Source organism: Variovorax sp. 10L426 (assembly GCF_056395305.1).
In genome coordinates this window covers 178,627-196,479 of the sequence record NZ_JBFTJF010000008.1, presented here as the reverse complement: position 1 = coordinate 196,479, position 17,853 = coordinate 178,627, and the positions used below count along the sequence as shown (strand labels likewise).

The following is a 17,853-nucleotide window of genomic DNA, read 5'->3' as shown; positions in this document are numbered from 1 at the left end:
ATGAGCGATATCGAAGCACGTGTCAAGAAAATCATTGCCGAACAACTCGGCGTTGAAGAGTCCCAGGTCACCAACGAAAAGGCCTTTGTTGCCGATCTCGGTGCAGACTCGCTCGACACGGTCGAACTCGTGATGGCGCTCGAGGACGAGTTCGGCATCGAGATCCCGGACGAAGACGCCGAGAAGATCACGACGGTGCAGAACGCCGTCGACTACGCCACCAAGAATCAAAAGGCCTGATCGGCCAAGCTGAGTCTCCATTCCATAGGCCTGCGCCGTGCAATGGTCTCAGTGCTCCCAGAAAGGTTTGCCGGCATGACCAAACGCCGCGTCGTCGTGACCGGACTCGGTTGCCTCGCTCCTGTCGGAAACACCGTCGCCGAGTCCTGGGCCAATCTATTGGCCGGGAAATCGGGCATCGACACCATCACCAAGTTCGACGTGAGCGGCTTCTCTTGCAAGTTCGCAGGTGAAGTGAAGGGTTTCGACATCAAGCAGTACATCCCGGAGAAGGAAGCGCGCCATATGGACCGCTTCATTCACCTCGGGCTCGCCGCAGCAATGCAGGCGGTGCAAGACAGCGGCCTTCCGACGGGCGATGCGTTGTCGGACGAGCAGGCGGTACGCATCGGGTGCAATATCGGCTCGGGTATCGGCGGGCTGCCGTTGATTGAAGACACCCATGCCGAACTGGTGAACCGTGGTCCGCGCCGCGTGTCTCCGTTCTTCGTGCCGGCGTCGATCATCAACATGATCTCGGGCCACGTCTCCATTCAGTACGGCTTCAAGGGCCCCAATATCGCTATCGTCACTGCGTGCACCACGGGCTTGCATGCGATCGGGACATCCGCGCGCATGATCGAGTACGGCGATGCCGATGTGATGATTGCCGGCGGTGCTGAATCCACGGTATCTCCGCTTGGCTTGGGCGGGTTTGCGGCAGCAAGAGCCTTGTCCACTCGCAACGACGATCCGACGACCGCCTCTCGGCCGTGGGACAAGGATCGTGACGGGTTCGTGCTCGGCGAGGGTGCTGGCGTGCTGGTTCTTGAAGAATACGAGCATGCGAAGGCGCGGGGCGCCAAGATTTACGCGGAAGTCTCTGGCTTCGGGATGAGTGGGGACGCCTATCACATGACTGCGCCGAATGTGGATGGCCCGCGCCGGTCCATGAAGATGGCGCTCGCCAATGCCGGCGTGAACGCTGATCAGGTGCAGTATGTCAACGCGCATGGAACGTCGACGCCGCTGGGTGACCTGAACGAGACCAACGCGATCAAGAACGCCTTCGGCGATCACGCCAAAAAGCTTGTCGTCAACTCGACGAAATCGATGACAGGTCATTTGCTCGGCGGCGCCGGCGGTATCGAATCAGTGTTTACCGTCTTGGCGCTGCATCATCAGAAGAGCCCGCCGACGATCAATATCTTCAATCAAGATCCGGAGTGCGATCTCGACTACTGCGCAAATGAAGCGCGTGATCTCAAGATCGATGTCGCGGTCAAGAACAACTTCGGATTTGGCGGCACCAACGGCACGCTGGTGTTCAAGCGCGTTTGATCCTGCCCGACTCATGCACAGCGCCCCATCGGTGAGCTATCCGGTGGGGCGCTCGCGCAATGCCGAGCGCCTCCTCCTTATTTTGTGGGGGCTGGGCGTCTGCGGCGTCTCCGTTGCCTGTCTTCAATCGGCTACCCTGGGTTGGCGGGAGGGCATTCTGCTGCTCAGCGCAGTCGTCGCCGGGATGGCGGCATGGACTGGTGTGCTCAGATGCTCAGCCCCGGCCGATTTGACCTTTGACGGGCAACACTGGACGATGTCGGGACGCATCCCAGTTCGAACGGCCCGGGCGAGCGTGGCATTGGACCTCCAGTTCTTGCTGCTGATTTGCCTGACGGAGTCCGTCCGGACGCGACGCTGGATCTGGCTTGATCGGAATGCCGTGCCTGCCCGATGGCGGGATTTGCGCCGTGCGCTATATTCGCGCGCCGCTCCGGATGATCCGGCCGCACGGGCGCAGGATCCGATCGCGGCCAATGCGCCTTATTCCTCGCCATGACAGTTTCGCCACCTCCCGTACCACCGGACGCCGGTCTCACCGACGCGCCGGTCGAAGCCGCGAGACCGGGAGAGGTTGACTTTCAGCTTGTTCAGCGCACCGTGGCCGGGGATCAGAAGGCCTTTGAACTGCTCGTCATCAAGTACCAGCGTCGGATCGAACGATTGATCGGCCGCATGGTGCGAGATGTAAATCTGGTCGAAGACATCGCCCAGGAAACCTTCATCCGCGCCTACCGCGCCCTGCATCAGTTTCGTGGCGAGGCGCAGTTCTACACTTGGCTCTACCGGATCGCGGTAAACACTGCCAAGAAGGCATTGGTGGACATGAAGCGCGACCCGACCGTCACGGAGAGCGCTCTGCGTTCGTCTTCCGAAGACGACGATGAAACTTACCGACCCGGAAACGAACCAATCAGCGACGAGACCCCCGAATCCGTTCTGGCTGCCAACGAAATTGCGGCGGCGGTCGAAGCGGCGATGGAAGCGCTGCCTGCCGAGCTTCGGCAGGCAGTGACGCTGCGCGAGATCGAGGGTATGAGTTACGAAGAGATTGCCGAGGTCATGAGTTGTCCGATCGGCACGGTGCGATCGCGGATCTTTCGGGCACGCGAAGCGATTTCGGCCAGGGTCAAGCCCTTGCTGGACAACCAGTCTGGCAAGCGTTGGTAAGCAGGTGAATGAGATGAACCACACAAACATAGCTCGTGAGCAGGTGTCCGCGCTCGCCGATGGCCACCTGCGCGACGATGAGTTCGCCCAGGTAATTGGCAAGGTCGGTGTCGACGAAGAATTGCGTGCGACATGGCAGACCTATCATTTGGTCGGTGATGTGCTGCGTTCGGGGGGGCATGCGGCATGCAGCGACACCTCATCGTTTCTGTCCCGCCTTCAAAGTCGACTGGCTGCGGAGCCCGCTACACCGGCACTTGTCGCGGTCCCGACCAATGCAAAGCGGTTGCAGGCTCGGCACCTCAAGGCTGCCAATGAGCCTGTGTTTCGGTGGAAACTGGTCGCCGGCGCCGCGTCTTTGGCGGCCGCGGCAGCCATTGGGTGGAATTGGGTAGGTGTCGAAGGGGCTCGGCCGGTGGGCGCGCAGTTGGCGCAGCAACAGGCTCCGACTGCGGTTGTCGCGACCGCGAATGTCGCTCAGCAGGCGTCTCAGACCCTTGTCCCTACACGCGTGCTGGTTGGAAACGGAAACCCGCAGGTCATGCTGCGCGATCCGAGGCTCGATCAGCTCCTGGAGGCTCATCAGCAGGTTGGCGGCGCGCAGCTGCCATCGGGCTTCCTGCGCAACGCCACTTTCGAAAGACCTTCGCGCTGATTGCGTGCCTGTGCCTCATGCGATGACTGTTTCGATGCCAATTCCCGCGCGTAGGTCTGTGATCTTGATGGCTGCGCTTTGCATGGCGGAGGCTGCTGTCGCCCAGACGCGGATCTCCTCGCCGCCAGCCAAAGGCGCCAACGTCAGCGAAGCCCCGTCGCTGGGCGTCGTCGAATGGCTCCAGCGCATGCACGCCGCGTCGCGGCAACGTAGCTACGCGGGCACATTCGTCGTCTCTGCCGAAGCCGGAAACCTCTCAAGTGCACGGATCTGGCATGTGTGCGAAGGCGATCTTCAGATGGAGCGCATCGAAGCCTTGTCGGGGCCCCCCCGTTCGACATTTCGGCGTAACGATCATGTCGTGACCTTCCTGCCGGAATCAAAGGTCGTCAAAAGCGAGAAGCGCGAAAGCCTTGAGTTGTTCCCGAACCTGTTGGGTTCGCCCGATTCGTCCATCGCGGATTTCTATGATGTTCATGTGATCGGTAAAGACCGCGTGGCTGGCTTTGACACCGATGTGGTGCAACTTGAACCAAGGGACAAGCTCCGGTTCGGTTACCGAGTCTGGAGCGAGCGGCGCTCGGGGCTGGTGGTGAAGTTGCAGACCATCGATGGCGAGAACAAGGTGATCGAACAGTCGGCGTTTTCCGAACTTCAGCTCGATGCACCGATCAAGATCCACGCGCTCGTGCAGATGATGGGCAGCACGGCTGGTTATCGCATCGAGAAGTCCGAGCTCGAGCGCACCACGGCGCAGCGCGAGGGATGGGCGCTCAAGAAAGGTGTTGCCGGCTTCAAGCCGATCAATTGCTATCGGCGTCCCTTGGCTGGCGAGGGCCAGGGGCATACGATGCAGTGGACCTTCTCGGACGGTCTTGCTTCGGTCTCGCTGTTCCTGGAGCCTTACGATGCGCAGCGCAAGCCTCGCGAAGTTCTGCTTGCGCTGGGAGCAACCTTTACGCTCACACGCCGGTTGGCCGACAAGGACGGCGATTGGTGGCTGACAGCGGTGGGGGAAGTGCCGCCACAGACGCTCGACGCCCTTGCGCAAGGTCTTGTCCGAGCGCGTTGAATCGCCGGGCCGAAACCGCGGGTTGAACCTCACGTTTCGTGTGCGCTCATAGATGGTGTTTTTGTCTAAGACTCTCAAACGAAAGAAGCTGATGATGTTCAAAGTCGAGGGGAACACATTCCGCTCATGCCTGGTTGCCTGTGCTTTCGCCGTCGTGTCGACCGCCGCGTTGCTGCCATCAACCCCTGCGTTCGCGCAAGCGCGCGTGCTTCCGGACTTCACCGATCTGGTCGATCAGGTCGGCCCTGCGGTGGTCAACATTCGCACCGTCGAGAAGGTGACGCAGGGAGCCGGCAACGGCGAGATGGATGAGGAGATGCAGGACTTCTTCCGGCGCTTTTTCGGCCAGCCGATGCCAGGCATTCCGCGCCAGGGCCCCCGGCCGAACAGGCCCCAAGCACCACAGGAAGAGGAGCGGCCTCGCGGCGTGGGGTCCGGCTTCATCCTCTCGCCGGATGGTTTCGTCATGACCAACGCGCATGTGGTCGACGGCGCATCCGAAGTGCTGGTGACCTTGACGGACAAGCGTGAATTCAAGGCAAAGATCGTCGGCGCCGACAAGCGGACCGATGTTGCCGTCGTGAAGATTGACGCGACCGGCCTTCCCGCGGTCAAGGTCGGCGACATTTCGAAACTGCGTGTCGGCGAATGGGTGATGGCGATCGGATCGCCTTTCGGCTTGGAGAACACCGTCACAGCAGGCATCGTGAGCGCCAAGCAGCGGGACACCGGGGATTACTTGCCTTTCATCCAGACGGACGTGGCCATCAATCCCGGGAATTCCGGTGGCCCCTTGATCAACATGCGCGGCGAAGTCGTCGGCATCAACAGCCAGATCTACTCGCGCTCTGGTGGGTTCATGGGCATCTCTTTCTCGATCCCGATCGATGAGGCCATTCGTGTGAGCGATCAATTACGCGCGTTCGGCCGCGTTTCGCGTGGGCGAATCGGCGTGCAGATCGATCAGGTCACGAAGGATGTGGCCGAATCGATCGGCCTCGGCAAGGCGCAAGGTGCCTTGGTCCGTGGCGTCGAGACCGGATCGCCAGGCGAGAAAGCCGGGATCGAGCCGGGCGACATCATCACCAAGTTCGATGGCAAATCCATCGAGAAGCCCAGCGATCTGCCGCGTCTCGTCGGAAATACGAAGCCCGGCACCAAGAGTTCGGTGACTGTGTTCCGCCGTGGCAATGTGCGCGATCTGAACGTGACCATCGCGGAGATCGAGCCTGACAAACCCGCCAGGCAAGCGTCGGATCGTGATGATTCTTCCAGCAAGACGCCGGCGTCCGCTGCCGCAAAGTCCATGGGGCTGACGTTGAGCGATCTCACTGAAGTGCAGAAGAAGGAGTTGAAGCTCAAGGGCGGCGTGAAGATCGATGCGGCCACCGGCGCTGCGGCCCGGGCCGGACTGCGCGAAGGCGATGTCGTGCTGGCGATCAGCAATGTGGAAGTGGCCAACGTGAAGGATTTCGAGACCGTCTTGGCGAAGTCAGATAAGAGCAAGCCTGTCAGCCTGCTTTTCCGTCGAGGCGACTGGGCGCAATATGCGCTGCTCCGGCCTGCACGCTGAACTCGGGTCCTGCGTCAAGTGGCCCCACCCAACAGTCGGGTTTGGGGCCTTTTTTTCGAGGTTGTCGCGCGCGGGCAGCATTGCGATGAAAAAAATTTTCCCGTCCCTGAACCTTCAATTTAGTTTGCACTTACTAACTTAGCAGTCATCTAATGACGAGTTTCGGTAGAATAGAGGCCTTCCAGACGCCGGTCCGTGCATAAGCGGGCCGGTGATCTTCACGATGCGAGATGCCCGCTATCCGTCCACTGTCGGTCCACAGTTCACCCACAAGTTGTTAAGGAATTGCTCCACCGATGCTGTTGATAAGCTGTTCATAAGCACCATGTTGCTGACCTGCAACGACCGTCCGAGGGCTCTGGCCCGGCTGTACGCGCCCCCCTTTTTGCCTACAATGAAGTTCCAACTACTGCAGTTGCCATTGCTTGTTGGTTCAGGGCGCGTCTCTTGTAGACGCGCCCTTTTTTCTTGTGCGCTCCCGACTTCGCGCGAGCCAATTCAAGTACTTAAGCGTTCCCGTTGATGAATCACATCAGAAATTTTTCGATCATTGCGCACATCGATCACGGCAAGTCGACGCTTGCGGATCGCTTGATCCAGCGTTGCGGTGGACTCGCCGACCGCGAGATGGAGGCGCAAGTGCTCGACTCGATGGACATCGAGAAGGAGCGTGGGATAACCATCAAGGCACAGACCGCCGCATTGCACTACAAGGCACGCGATGGACAGGTCTACAACCTCAATCTGATTGATACACCGGGCCATGTCGACTTCTCTTATGAAGTGAGTCGCTCGCTCTCTGCATGCGAAGGCGCGCTGCTCGTTGTTGATGCGAGCCAAGGTGTCGAAGCGCAGACGGTGGCCAACTGCTACACCGCGCTCGACCTCGGCGTTGAAGTGGTGCCGGTGCTCAACAAGATGGATTTGCCACAGGCGGATCCCGACAACGCGAAGGCCGAGATCGAGGATGTCATCGGCATCGATGCGACCGATGCGATTCCATGTTCGGCAAAGACCGGCATGGGCATCGACGAAATTCTCGAGGCCATCGTCGCGAAGGTCCCATCGCCGCGCGGCAATCCCGACGGCGCGTTGCGCGCCATGATCATCGACAGCTGGTTCGACGCCTACGTGGGTGTCGTGATGCTGGTGCGCGTGGTCGATGGCCGTCTCGCCAAGGGCGAGCGAATCAAGATGATGGCATCGGGCGCAAGCTACAACGCCGACAACCTGGGGGTGTTCACTCCCGCGACGGAAGCGCGCGAGTCCCTCGAAGCCGGCGAGGTTGGCTTCATCATTGCCGGGATCAAGGAACTGCAGGCCGCCAAGGTGGGCGACACCGTCACGCTGATCAAGGCTGGCACCGGCGGTGCGGCCGCTACCGCGACCGAAGCATTGCCGGGCTTCAAGGAGATCCAGCCCCAGGTTTTCGCCGGCCTCTATCCGACGGAGGCGAGCGAGTACGACTCGCTCCGCGACGCGCTCGAAAAGCTCAAGCTCAACGATTCGTCGCTGCATTACGAGCCGGAGGTGTCGCAGGCCCTGGGCTTTGGATTCCGATGCGGCTTTCTCGGCCTGCTGCACATGGAGATCGTGCAGGAGCGCCTGGAACGCGAGTTCGACCAGGACCTGATCACGACGGCGCCCAGTGTGGTCTACCAGGTCGTCAAGAGCGACGGCGAGGTCATCATGGTGGAGAACCCTTCCAAGATGCCCGACGTCGGCCGCATGTCCGAGATCCGCGAGCCGATCGTCACCGTCCATCTCTACATGCCGCAGGAGTACGTCGGAGCGGTCATGACGCTTGCCAATCAAAAGCGCGGCGTCCAGATGAACATGGCCTATCACGGCCGGCAGGTCATGTTGACCTACGAAATGCCGTTGGGCGAGATCGTGCTCGATTTCTTCGACAAGCTGAAATCGGTCAGCCGCGGCTATGCGTCCATGGATTACGAGTTCAAGGAATACCGCGCGTCGGATGTCGTCAAGGTCGACATCCTGCTCAACGGCGAGAAGGTCGATGCCCTGTCGATCATCGTGCACCGGAGCCAGAGCCAGTACCGCGGCAGGGCGGTGGTTTCAAAGATGCGCGAGATCATTTCGCGCCAGATGTTCGACGTTGCAATCCAGGCGGCCATCGGGGCCAATATCATTGCGCGTGAGACAATCAAGGCCCTGCGCAAGAACGTGCTTGCCAAGTGTTATGGCGGCGATATCACCCGCAAGCGCAAGCTGCTCGAAAAGCAGAAAGCGGGCAAAAAAAGAATGAAGCAGATCGGCTCGGTCGAGGTCCCGCAAGAGGCCTTTCTCGCCATCCTGCAAGTCGAAGACTAAAGATGGCATTCCTCACTTCACTGATTCTCGCGGCTTTCGTCGGCTATGTCGGTGCCTGGTATTTCGGCGCGGTCGAAGGCAACTTCGCATTGCTGCTTTTCCTGGCGACCGTTGTCACCGGTATCTATTGGCTCGCCGAGCGCTTCTATTTCCTGCCCAAGCGCCGGCGTGCGGCCGAGGCGCTCGACGCCGCACTCGCCAAACGGCGCGAGGAATTGACTCGCCAGGGCATCACACAGGTCGACACGGTCGACGCCAAGGCCAGCGAACGCCTGGTCATGCAGCCATGGTGGCTGGACTGGACTGCCGGTCTGTTCCCCGTGATCCTGGTGGTGTTCCTGTTGCGTTCGTTCCTGTTCGAGCCATTCAAGATTCCCTCGGGTTCGATGATGCCGACGCTCCTCACGGGCGACCTGATCCTCGTCAACAAATTCGTCTACGGGCTGCGCCTGCCGGTCATCAATACCAAGATCACTGACGGTCGACCGCCAGCGCGCGGCGACGTCATGGTGTTCCGATATCCGCCCAAGCCGAGCATGGACTACATCAAGCGCGTGGTGGGCGTGCCGGGCGACGAGGTGGCCTATCTGAACAAGAAGCTCACGATCAACGGCCAGCCGGTAAGCAAGGACGCCGTGCCGGACTATTTTGACGAGGAGACGATGCGCTACCTCAAGCAATACACGGAAAAGCTCGGCGACACGCAGCACAAGCTGCTCAACGATGAAACGCGCCGCGCCGGCCTTTCCGAAGTTGAAATCATGCCGTTCCCGAACCAGGAAAATTGCCGCTACAGTGTTGAAGGTGTCGTGTGCAAAGTGCCACCGGGCTATTACTTCATGATGGGCGACAACCGAGACAATTCGCTCGATTCGCGCTATTGGGGGTTCGTTCCAGACCAGAATATCGTCGGCAAGGCGTTCCTGATCTGGATGAATTTCGGTGACCTGAGGCGCATCGGCACGTTCCAATAAATATTCGGCATTTCATCGAGGGGAAAGAGGGCATGAGAACTCAGCAGGCAAAACAGAAACAGCGCGGAATCTCGTTCGTGGGGCTTTTGTTCGTGGCCATCGTGGTCGCGTGTGTGGGCGTGGTGGTGGCGCAAGTCATCCCGACATTGATCGAGTATCAGGCGATCACCAAGGCCGCGAACAAGGCCAAGGAAGGCACGACGGTGCCTGAAGTCCGCGCCATCTTCGACCGCGCGCAGGCCATCGATGACTTCAAGTCCGTCAGCGGCAGGGACCTCGACGTGAAGAAGGATGGTGACAAGGTGATTGTGTCCTTTGCCTACGACCGCGAAATCCACCTCTTCGGGCCGGCCTATCTCGTGTTGAAGTACCGAGGCCAATCGAGCTAGATGAAACGCACCCCCAGGCTTGCCGGGTTGGCGGCGTCGATCGCGCCGTGACCGAGAGTGGCCTCGCCGCGCTCCAGGCGCGCCTTCAGCATTCGTTTGCGGATCCGCGGCTCCTGCAGCGGGCCCTGACCCATCGCAGTTTTTCGGCCGATCACAACGAGCGGCTCGAATTTCTCGGCGATTCCGTCCTCAATCTCGCCGTATCGCACCTGCTCTTCACGCGCCTTTCGGAAATGCCCGAAGGCGATCTGTCCAGGGTTCGGGCCAATCTGGTCAAGCAGGACACGCTGCATCAGCTCGCGATCAAGCTGGCGTTGTCGCCGCTGTTGCGGCTTGGCGAGGGCGAGGCGCGTTCGGGCGGATCGAATCGGCCATCGATCCTGGCCGATGCGCTCGAAGCTGTCATCGGCGCCGTCTATCTGGATGCTGGTTTCGCTGCCGCTCAAGCGCTCGTGCAGCGTCTGTACGTGGCCGTCGAGATCAATCCACGCATGGATGCGGCGGCCAAGGACCCCAAGACCGAATTGCAGGAATGGCTCCAGGGCCACAAAATGAAGTTGCCGGTCTATCGCGTGGTCGGAACACTCGGCGCGGCGCACAAGCAGACCTTCGAGGTCGAATGCGAAGCGCCTGATCTGGGTCTGCGCGAGCACGGTATCGGCGGCTCGCGCCGTGCCGGCGAGCAGGCTGCCGCGGCGGCGATGTTGATCCGGCTCAAGGCGCGCGGCGCGAAGGCATCCCCATGAACGACCCCAAAGACTCCGCTCCCCATCCGCCGGAAGGCGGGATGGACGCTGCCAACCCGGCTTCGTCTTCTCAACGATGCGGCCTGGTCGCCATCGTCGGCAAGCCCAACGTCGGCAAGTCGACCCTGCTCAATGCACTGGTGGGCCAGAAGATCAGCATCACCTCGCGCAAGGCGCAGACCACGCGCCACCGCATCACCGGCATGCGCACGCTCGGCGCCACGCAGTTCGTGTTCGTCGACACGCCGGGCTTCCAGACGCTCCATGCCAACGCACTGAACCGCTCCCTCAACAAGACGGTCGTCGGGGCGGTGTCGGACGTGGATTTGATCCTCTTCGTGGTGGAAGCCGGCAGTTTCACCGCGGCGGATGAGCGCGTGCTGAAGCTGCTCGGCAGCGGGATTCCCACAGTGTTGATCGCCAACAAGCTGGACAACGTGCATCGCCGCGCCGACATCGCGCCGTGGCTGCAGACCATGCAGCAGAAGCATGCCTTCGCCGAGTTCGTGCCGATGTCGGCAAAGAATTCGAAGGACATCGAGCGCGTCTTCGGCATTTGCGAGAAATACCTGCCCGAGCAAGCCTGGTGGTATGCCGAAGACGAACTCACCGATCGCAGCGAACAGTTCCTGGCCAGCGAAATGGTACGAGAGAAGCTGTTCCGCCTGACCGGCGATGAACTTCCCTACACGTCGACCGTCATCATTGACAAGTTCGAGGAAGAGCCGCCCGCGCGCAAGGGCCACAAGCGCCTGCTCAAGATCGCTGCGACGATCGTCGTGGAGCGAGACGGCCACAAGGCCATGGTCATCGGCGACAAGGGCGAGCGCATCAAGCGCATCGGCACCGAGACGCGCCAGGAACTCGAGAAGCTGATGGACGCCAAGGTGTTCATCGAGCTCTGGGTCAAGGTGCGGTCCGGCTGGGCCGACGACGAAGCCCGCGTCCGTTCCTTCGGCTACGAATGAGCAGAGGCTGATGCTCCCCCGATCGGAGCAAGCCTGCGGGTATGCGAGCCACTCATGAGCCGGCCTATGTGCTGCATCGCTACGACTGGAGCGAATCGAGCCTGATCCTCGAGACCTTCACCCGGCACCATGGCCGTATCGCGCTGGTGGCCAAGGGCGCCAAGCGACCCAGCTCCAATTTCCGGCCCGTGCTGCTGCCGCTGCAGCCGCTGCAGCTGAACTTCAGTGGCGACGCCGAAATCCGCACCCTCAAGGGCGCCGAGTGGATGGGTGGCCATGTGATGCCGACGGGCGAGGCGCTCCTGTCGGGCTACTACGTCAACGAGTTGCTGCTGCGCCTACTGGCCCGGGACGACCCGCACGAGGCACTTTTCGATGCCTATGCCGCGGTGGTCCAGGTGTTGGCCGGCGACCATGCCGGTGCGCAGGCCGCCACGCAATCCGCCGCGCTGCGCGCCTTCGAACTGCTGTTGCTGCGCGAGGTCGGCTTCCTGCCGGCGCTCAACGCCCAGACGCTCACGCTGGCGCCACTGACGCCGGGCGACCGCTATGCGCTCGTCCCCGAAGCCGGCCTGCGTGAAGCCTTTGACGACGAGGCCGCACTGCAGGGCGCCGATTGGCTGATGCTGCAGGCCGCGCTCGACGACCGTGCGCCATTCGCGTCGACACTCAGGGCATGTGCCGGCGTCAACGGCGCACTTCGTACCCAATTGCGCGCCTTGCTCAACTACCATTGCGGCGTTGCAACGCTGCGTACGCGGCAGATGATGCGGGACCTGCAAGCCCTATGAGCTCTTCCACTTCCACCGCCCTTTCGGTCAATCTCAACAAGGTCGCGCTGGTGCGCAATACGCGGCAGCTCGGCATTCCGAGCGTGTTGTTCGCGGCCGCGCTATGTCTCGACGCCGGGGCGCACGGCATCACGGTGCATCCGCGGCCAGATGAGCGGCACATCCGCCCGCAGGATGTGCACGATCTGTCGGCCTTGCTGCACAGGGACTGGCCGGCGGCCGAGTTCAACATCGAGGGCAATCCTTTCCACAATCTGATGGAGTTCGTGCGCGAACTGCGTCCGCACCAGGCCACCTTCGTGCCGGACAGCGAAACCCAGTCGACCAGCGACCACGGATGGAGCTTCCCTGAAGATGCCGATCGCCTGCGGCCCGTGATCGCCGAGGCGCGTTCGCTGGGCGTGCGCGTGAGCCTGTTCATGGATCCGAATCCGGAAATGATGGCGGCGGCCAAGGCGGTCGGCGCCGATCGCGTCGAGCTCTACACCGAGGGCTACGCCGCCTCGCGCGATACCTCGAAGGCGGAAGCCGTTCTGCAGCTTTATGTGGAAGCCGCGCGCGCCGCGCATGCCGCCGGCCTCGAGGTCAACGCCGGACACGACCTGAGCCGCGAGAATCTCACGGAATTCCTGCGCGCCGTGCCCGGCGTGCGGGAGGTGTCGATCGGCCACGCGTTCGTGTCGGACGCTCTCGAACTCGGCTACGTCGCGGCCACGCGCGAGTATTTGCGCCGTATCGACGAGGCAACGTGATCTTCGGCATCGGCACCGACATCTGCGATGTCCGGCGCATCGCCGCCACCTTCGAGCGCCAGGGCGATCGATTCGCGCGGAAGGTCCTGAGCGACGCCGAGTACGCTACCTGGCAGGCGCGCAGCGCCCGTTGGCCCCATCGGGGCTTGCGCTATCTGGCCACCCGGTTTTCCGCCAAGGAGGCTTTCAGCAAGGCGATCGGCATGGGCATGCGCATGCCGATGAGCTGGCGGAACTGCGAGATTGCCAACCTGAAGAGCGGCAAGCCCGTGATCGTGCTGCACGGCCCCCTCAAGGACTGGTTCGAAGGGCAGGGCCTGAGCGCCCACGTGACCGTGACCGATGAAACCGACTATGCGGCGAGTTTCGTCGTCATCGAGCGCAAGGAATGACCGACAAAGCACAACATGCCCCGCTGATCATCGATGTCGCGGGAGCCGAACTCAACGCCGCCGACCGCCGCCGTCTCTCAGATCCGCTGGTCGGCGGCGTGATTCACTTCGCGCGGAACTGGCGCGACCGCGCCCAGATGTGCGCGCTGAATGCCGAAATCAAGGCGCTGCGACCCGACATCCTGATCTGCGTGGACCATGAGGGCGGCCGCGTTCAGCGTTTCCGCACCGATGGCTTCACGCGGTTGCCGTCCATGCGCACCCTCGGCGAGATGTGGATGAATGATCCGCTCCGGGCGACCCAGGCGGCGGTTGCCTGCGGGCACGTTCTGGCAACCGAACTCCGGGCTTGTGGCGTCGATTTCAGTTTTACGCCCGTGCTCGACCTGGACTACGGCGAAAGCAGCGTGATCGGTGACCGCAGCTTTCACCGCGATCCTCGCGTTGTGGCCCTGCTCGGCAGGAGTCTGATGCACGGATTGCTGCAGGCGGGCATGGCCAATTGCGGCAAGCATTTTCCCGGACACGGCTTCGTCAAGGCCGATTCGCATGTCGCGATTCCTGTCGATCGGCGCGGCCTCAAGGCGATCCTTGCAGACGATGCCCGCCCTTACGACTGGCTGGTCGGCTCGCTCGCGGCGGTCATGCCGGCGCACGTGGTCTATCCGAAGGTCGATGCGCGGCCGGCCGGGTTTTCCTCGAAGTGGCTTCAGGAGATCCTGCGCGGCAAGTTGCGCTTCGACGGCGCCGTGTTCAGCGACGACCTCAGCATGGAAGCAGCGCGCCGGGTGCAGGGCAATCTGCTGAGCTATACCGATGCGGCGCTGGCCGCTCTCCAGGCGGGCTGCGACTTGGCGCTGCTTTGCAACCAGAGCGTCGGAGAGGGTTCTGCGCTTGACGAGTTGCTCGATGGCTTCGCTGCAGCCGCGCGGAGCGGGCAGTGGAAACCGAACGGTGCGAGTGAAGCGCGCCGCTTGAGCCTGCTGCCCAGGACCCCGGCGCTGGAGTGGAAGGCGTTGATGCAGTCGACCGCGTACTGCCAAGCCGTCGAGATGCTGCCGCGCCCTTGATTAGACTGCGGTCGACCAAAGACGGTCGCCGCCCTGATCGAGATGCGTCAGATAGAGACGCAGGTCGAACTCGTACTGGTGGTAGTCCGGCTCCATGTGCGTGCACAGTTGGTAGAAGGCCTTGTCGTGCTCGCGCTCCTTGGTGTGGGCCAGCTCATGGACCACGATCATCCGCAGCCATTCCTCCGGCACCTCCTTGAACAGGCTCGCCACGCGGATCTCGCGTTTTGCCTTCAAGCGGCTGCCCTGCACGCGTGAGACGGTCGTGTGGGTACCGAGCGCGTTCCGGATCACGTGGAGCTTGTTGTCGAACGCGACCTTGGACAGCGGCTCCGCGTTGCGCATGAACTCGCTTTTGAGATCGCTCACGTAGTCGTACAGCGCTCGGTCGGTGCGTATGTCGTGCGTGCTGCCGTAGCGTTTCTTCAGCAAGTCGCCCAGGCGACCCTGTGCGATGAGTTGCTCGACCTGGGCGCGAAGTGCCGCAGGGTATGCGGCGAGATACTTCATGCGGGTTCCGGTACACGTTCCGAAGCCGCGGCGTAGGCCAGTCCGGCGGCGACACCGCCGAAAAGATCGCCTTCGACCATCTCGACGCCGGGGAACGCCGTCCGAAGTGCGCTCTGGAATGGACGGAGCGCCGACGATCCACCTGTCAGATAAATCGCGTCGAGTTTTCCGCTGCCGTGCGAGGCACGCTGGACGCAATCCCGAGCGCAGGCGACGACGTTGTCGAGCGCGACGGCGAGGTGTTGTGCCATGGCATCGGCTCCGAGGGTCACCGCCAGGCCGGATTCCGCGCACGACAGGTCGATGGCGACACTGTCGTCCGACATGGACGCGCGAATCTTGGCGCCTTCCACCTCGTTAGCGATCCGGTGGCCTTCGCGGTGCACGAGCACGTTCATCAGGCGGTCATGCAGGCGCGTGTCGAGGTAGCTGGTTCGCAGATCCTGCACCTGCCGAATCGCCTTGGGCGCGTAGAGCCAGTTGATCAGGTGCCAGGAGGAGAGGTCGAAGAATGTGCGGCTCGGCACTTCGCGGCCCTGGGGCCCGATATGGCGGAAGCCGAGTTCCGGCATCGCGCATTCGAGGCTCAGTCGCTGGTCGAAGTCGGTGCCGCCGATGTGCACGCCGGTAGTGGACAACACGTCGGCCGCTCGGTCGCCGTTCGCCATGCGTTCGGGACCCAGGCGCACCACCGTGAAATCGGAGGTCCCGCCGCCGATGTCGACGATCAGGACCAGAGACTCCCGATCGATGCGCCGCTCGTAGTCGAATGCCGCTGCGATCGGCTCGTACTGAAATGACACTTCACCCAGCCCGGCGTTCTTCGCTGCGCGCCTCAGGGTGCTCTCCGCCAGCTTGTCGCGTTCCGGATCATCATCGACGAAGCGAACCGGGCGCCCGACCACGACGCGGCTCGGCTGCGCTCCGAGTTGCTTGCGGGCCCGCATACCCAGTTCCGACAGGAACAGGGTGATGATGTCCTCGAAGCGCATCCGCTCGTTGAAGATCTCGGTCTGCTCCTGCATGAGAGAGCTGCCCAGCAGGCTCTTGAGCGATCGCATCAGCCGGCCTTCGGTGCCCGCCAGATAGAGCGAGATCGCCTCGCGACCGAAGTGCGTGGTGCGTTCCTCGGCGTTAAAGAACACGGCTGTCGGGATCGTCGTTGCAGTACCTTCCATCGGCAGCGGACGCGCCATTCCATCGTCCGCCACGAAGGCGACGGCGGAATTCGACGTGCCGAAGTCGATCCCGATCGCCGGGCCGCGTGTACTCAAGATTCCCGCCGCAATGCCGGAAACAGGATCACGTCGCGAATGCTCGGCGAATCGGTCAGAAGCATCATCAGGCGATCGATGCCGATGCCGCAGCCACCGGTAGGCGGCATGCCGTATTCCAGCGCGCGCACGAAGTCGTGGTCGAAGTACATCGCTTCGTCGTCGCCGCTGTCCTTGGCCGCGACCTGCGCGTTCAGTCGTGCCGCCTGGTCTTCGGCATCGTTGAGCTCGCTGAAGCCGTTGCCGAACTCGCGACCAGTGATGTAGAGCTCGAAGCGCTCCGTCACTTCGGGGCGATCATCGTTGGCGCGTGCGAGCGGCGAGATCTCGGTGGGGTGTTCCATGATGAAGGTCGGCTGCCAGAGCTTCTCTTCCACGGTCTCTTCGAAATACATCACCTGCAGGCTTGCGAGGCTGCGCTGCGAGAGCTTGTCCTTCTCTTCGCTCAGGCCGAGCTTGCGCAGGGCGTTGACCAGCCAGGCCGCGTCGTCGACATTCGATCCGGCATCGGTGTGCTTGAGGATCGCCTCGCGGATGGTGAGCCGCTCGAAAGGTTGGGTCAGGTCGACTTCCTTGCCCTGGTAGGTCAACTGCTGGGTGCCGACCGCCTTGTCGGCGATCGTGCGGATCAGCGTTTCGGTGAAGTCCATCAGATCGCGGTAGTTCCAGTACGCCGCGTAGAACTCCATCATCGTGAACTCGGGGTTGTGCCGCACCGAGATGCCTTCGTTGCGGTAGCTCCGGTTGATTTCGAACACGCGTTCGAAGCCGCCCACGATCAGTCGCTTGAGGTACAGCTCCGGCGCGATGCGCAGGAACATCTCCTGGTCGAGCGCGTTGTGGTGCGTCACGAACGGCTTGGCATTGGCGCCGCCTGGAATGGGATGCAGCATCGGCGTCTCGACTTCGAGGAAGTCATTGGCCACCATGAACTCGCGCAGGGCGCTCACGGCCCGGCTGCGCGCGGCGAAGCGTTCGCGTGCCGTTGCATCGGTGATCAGGTCGACGTAGCGCTGGCGGTACTTCTGTTCCTGGTCAGCCATGCCGTGGAACTTGTCCGGCAATGGCCGCAGGCTCTTGGTCAGGAGGCGCAGCTTCGTGACCTTGACGGAGAGTTCGCCGGTCTTGGTCTTGAAGACGGTGCCTTCGGCGCCCACGATGTCGCCCAGATCCCAGCGCTTGAACTCGGCGTAGGCGTCCTCGCCGACGGCGTCGCGCGTGACGTAGAGCTGGATGCGTCCGGTGGCGTCCTGCACGGTGGCGAAACTGGCCTTGCCCATCACGCGCTTGAGCATCATGCGTCCGCCGACACTGACCTCGATGGGAGCGGCCTCGAGCACTTCGGGCGACGTCTCGCCGTGTGCGGCAACCAATGCCGCTGCGCGGTGACCGGGTTTGAAGTCGTTCGGAAACGCGACCCCTTTGCCCTCGGCCTGGGCTTGGCGCAGCGCCTTCAGTTTTTCGCGCCGTTCGGCGATGAGCTGGTTGTCGTCAATGGCCGCGGCTGGCGTTGCGGCGGGGGTGGGAACAGAGGGTGTCAGGTGGTCGGACATGGGGCTGGATGGTGGCGCGCGCGGAGGCGCGCGCAACCCGCCATTTTAGCCTTGCAGGGCTCGTGGCGAA

At 62.2% G+C, this 17,853-nt stretch carries 18 protein-coding genes; 15 read left to right on the top strand and 3 right to left on the bottom strand.

What is annotated here, in order from left to right:
• From acpP to nagZ, 15 genes are all read left to right on the top strand, one after another.
• Entirely contained in the window at positions 1-240 is a 240-nt protein-coding gene (acpP, locus tag AC1DHL_RS14200) for an acyl carrier protein (protein WP_007830471.1), read from the top strand.
• Between the two features lie 75 nt (positions 241-315).
• On the top strand, positions 316-1,560 hold the full coding sequence (gene fabF / locus AC1DHL_RS14195) for a beta-ketoacyl-ACP synthase II (RefSeq protein ID WP_478100650.1): 1,245 nt from the start codon (positions 316-318) through the stop codon (positions 1,558-1,560).
• 495 nt (positions 1,561-2,055) lie between these two features.
• Positions 2,056-2,730, top strand: coding sequence for an RNA polymerase sigma factor RpoE (rpoE, locus tag AC1DHL_RS14190; RefSeq protein WP_478100648.1), 675 nt, complete (start codon positions 2,056-2,058; stop codon positions 2,728-2,730).
• A gap of 13 nt (positions 2,731-2,743) precedes the next feature.
• Positions 2,744-3,385 (top strand): sigma-E factor negative regulatory protein, encoded by a 642-nt coding sequence (locus AC1DHL_RS14185; RefSeq protein WP_478100646.1) that lies wholly within the window; start codon positions 2,744-2,746, stop codon positions 3,383-3,385.
• A gap of 22 nt (positions 3,386-3,407) precedes the next feature.
• Complete coding sequence (locus AC1DHL_RS14180) at positions 3,408-4,457, top strand: MucB/RseB C-terminal domain-containing protein (protein ID WP_478100644.1); 1,050 nt, start codon at positions 3,408-3,410, stop codon at positions 4,455-4,457.
• Positions 4,458-4,548: 91 nt separating this feature from the next.
• Positions 4,549-6,030 (top strand): DegQ family serine endoprotease, encoded by a 1,482-nt coding sequence (locus AC1DHL_RS14175; RefSeq protein WP_478100643.1) that lies wholly within the window; start codon positions 4,549-4,551, stop codon positions 6,028-6,030.
• A gap of 522 nt (positions 6,031-6,552) precedes the next feature.
• The gene (gene lepA / locus AC1DHL_RS14170; RefSeq protein ID WP_478162354.1) at positions 6,553-8,364 is read left to right on the top strand and encodes a translation elongation factor 4; all 1,812 of its coding nucleotides are present in this window, start codon (positions 6,553-6,555) and stop codon (positions 8,362-8,364) included.
• Positions 8,365-8,366: 2 nt separating this feature from the next.
• Complete coding sequence (lepB, locus tag AC1DHL_RS14165) at positions 8,367-9,338, top strand: signal peptidase I (protein ID WP_478100639.1); 972 nt, start codon at positions 8,367-8,369, stop codon at positions 9,336-9,338.
• Between the two features lie 32 nt (positions 9,339-9,370).
• Positions 9,371-9,727, top strand: a complete 357-nt coding sequence (locus AC1DHL_RS14160; RefSeq protein ID WP_478100637.1) for a DUF4845 domain-containing protein — start codon at positions 9,371-9,373, stop codon at positions 9,725-9,727.
• Positions 9,728-9,774: 47 nt separating this feature from the next.
• Positions 9,775-10,473, top strand: a complete 699-nt coding sequence (gene rnc, locus AC1DHL_RS14155) for a ribonuclease III (RefSeq protein ID WP_478100635.1) — start codon at positions 9,775-9,777, stop codon at positions 10,471-10,473.
• The gene (gene era / locus AC1DHL_RS14150) at positions 10,470-11,441 is read left to right on the top strand and encodes a GTPase Era (RefSeq protein WP_478100633.1); all 972 of its coding nucleotides are present in this window, start codon (positions 10,470-10,472) and stop codon (positions 11,439-11,441) included. Before rnc ends, era begins: the two co-directional genes overlap by 4 nt.
• A 41-nt stretch (positions 11,442-11,482) precedes the next feature.
• Positions 11,483-12,232 (top strand): DNA repair protein RecO, encoded by a 750-nt coding sequence (gene recO, locus AC1DHL_RS14145; protein ID WP_478100631.1) that lies wholly within the window; start codon positions 11,483-11,485, stop codon positions 12,230-12,232.
• Positions 12,229-12,984 carry a pyridoxine 5'-phosphate synthase gene (locus tag AC1DHL_RS14140; protein ID WP_478100629.1) on the top strand — a complete coding sequence of 252 codons (756 nt, stop codon included), beginning with the start codon at positions 12,229-12,231 and terminating at the stop codon, positions 12,982-12,984. The genes recO and AC1DHL_RS14140 overlap by 4 nt, the downstream gene beginning before the upstream one ends.
• Positions 12,981-13,376, top strand: a complete 396-nt coding sequence (gene acpS, locus AC1DHL_RS14135) for a holo-ACP synthase (RefSeq protein ID WP_478100627.1) — start codon at positions 12,981-12,983, stop codon at positions 13,374-13,376. Before AC1DHL_RS14140 ends, acpS begins: the two co-directional genes overlap by 4 nt.
• A complete protein-coding gene (gene nagZ, locus AC1DHL_RS14130; RefSeq protein WP_478162353.1) occupies positions 13,373-14,446 on the top strand; it encodes a beta-N-acetylhexosaminidase in 1,074 nt (357 codons plus the stop codon). The genes acpS and nagZ overlap by 4 nt, the downstream gene beginning before the upstream one ends.
• Here nagZ and AC1DHL_RS14125 read toward each other — a convergent pair whose 3' ends face one another.
• The 3 genes from AC1DHL_RS14125 to lysS are packed head-to-tail and all read right to left on the bottom strand — an operon-like array spanning position 14,447 to position 17,783.
• Positions 14,447-14,956, bottom strand: coding sequence for a M48 metallopeptidase family protein (locus AC1DHL_RS14125; RefSeq protein ID WP_478100623.1), 510 nt, complete (start codon positions 14,954-14,956; stop codon positions 14,447-14,449). It lies immediately after the preceding gene.
• The gene (locus AC1DHL_RS14120) at positions 14,953-16,233 is read right to left on the bottom strand and encodes an Hsp70 family protein (RefSeq protein WP_478100764.1); all 1,281 of its coding nucleotides are present in this window, start codon (positions 16,231-16,233) and stop codon (positions 14,953-14,955) included. The genes AC1DHL_RS14125 and AC1DHL_RS14120 overlap by 4 nt, the downstream gene beginning before the upstream one ends.
• Positions 16,227-17,783, bottom strand: coding sequence for a lysine--tRNA ligase (lysS, locus tag AC1DHL_RS14115; protein WP_478100621.1), 1,557 nt, complete (start codon positions 17,781-17,783; stop codon positions 16,227-16,229). The genes AC1DHL_RS14120 and lysS overlap by 7 nt, the downstream gene beginning before the upstream one ends.
• Between the last annotated feature and the right edge of the window lie 70 nt (positions 17,784-17,853).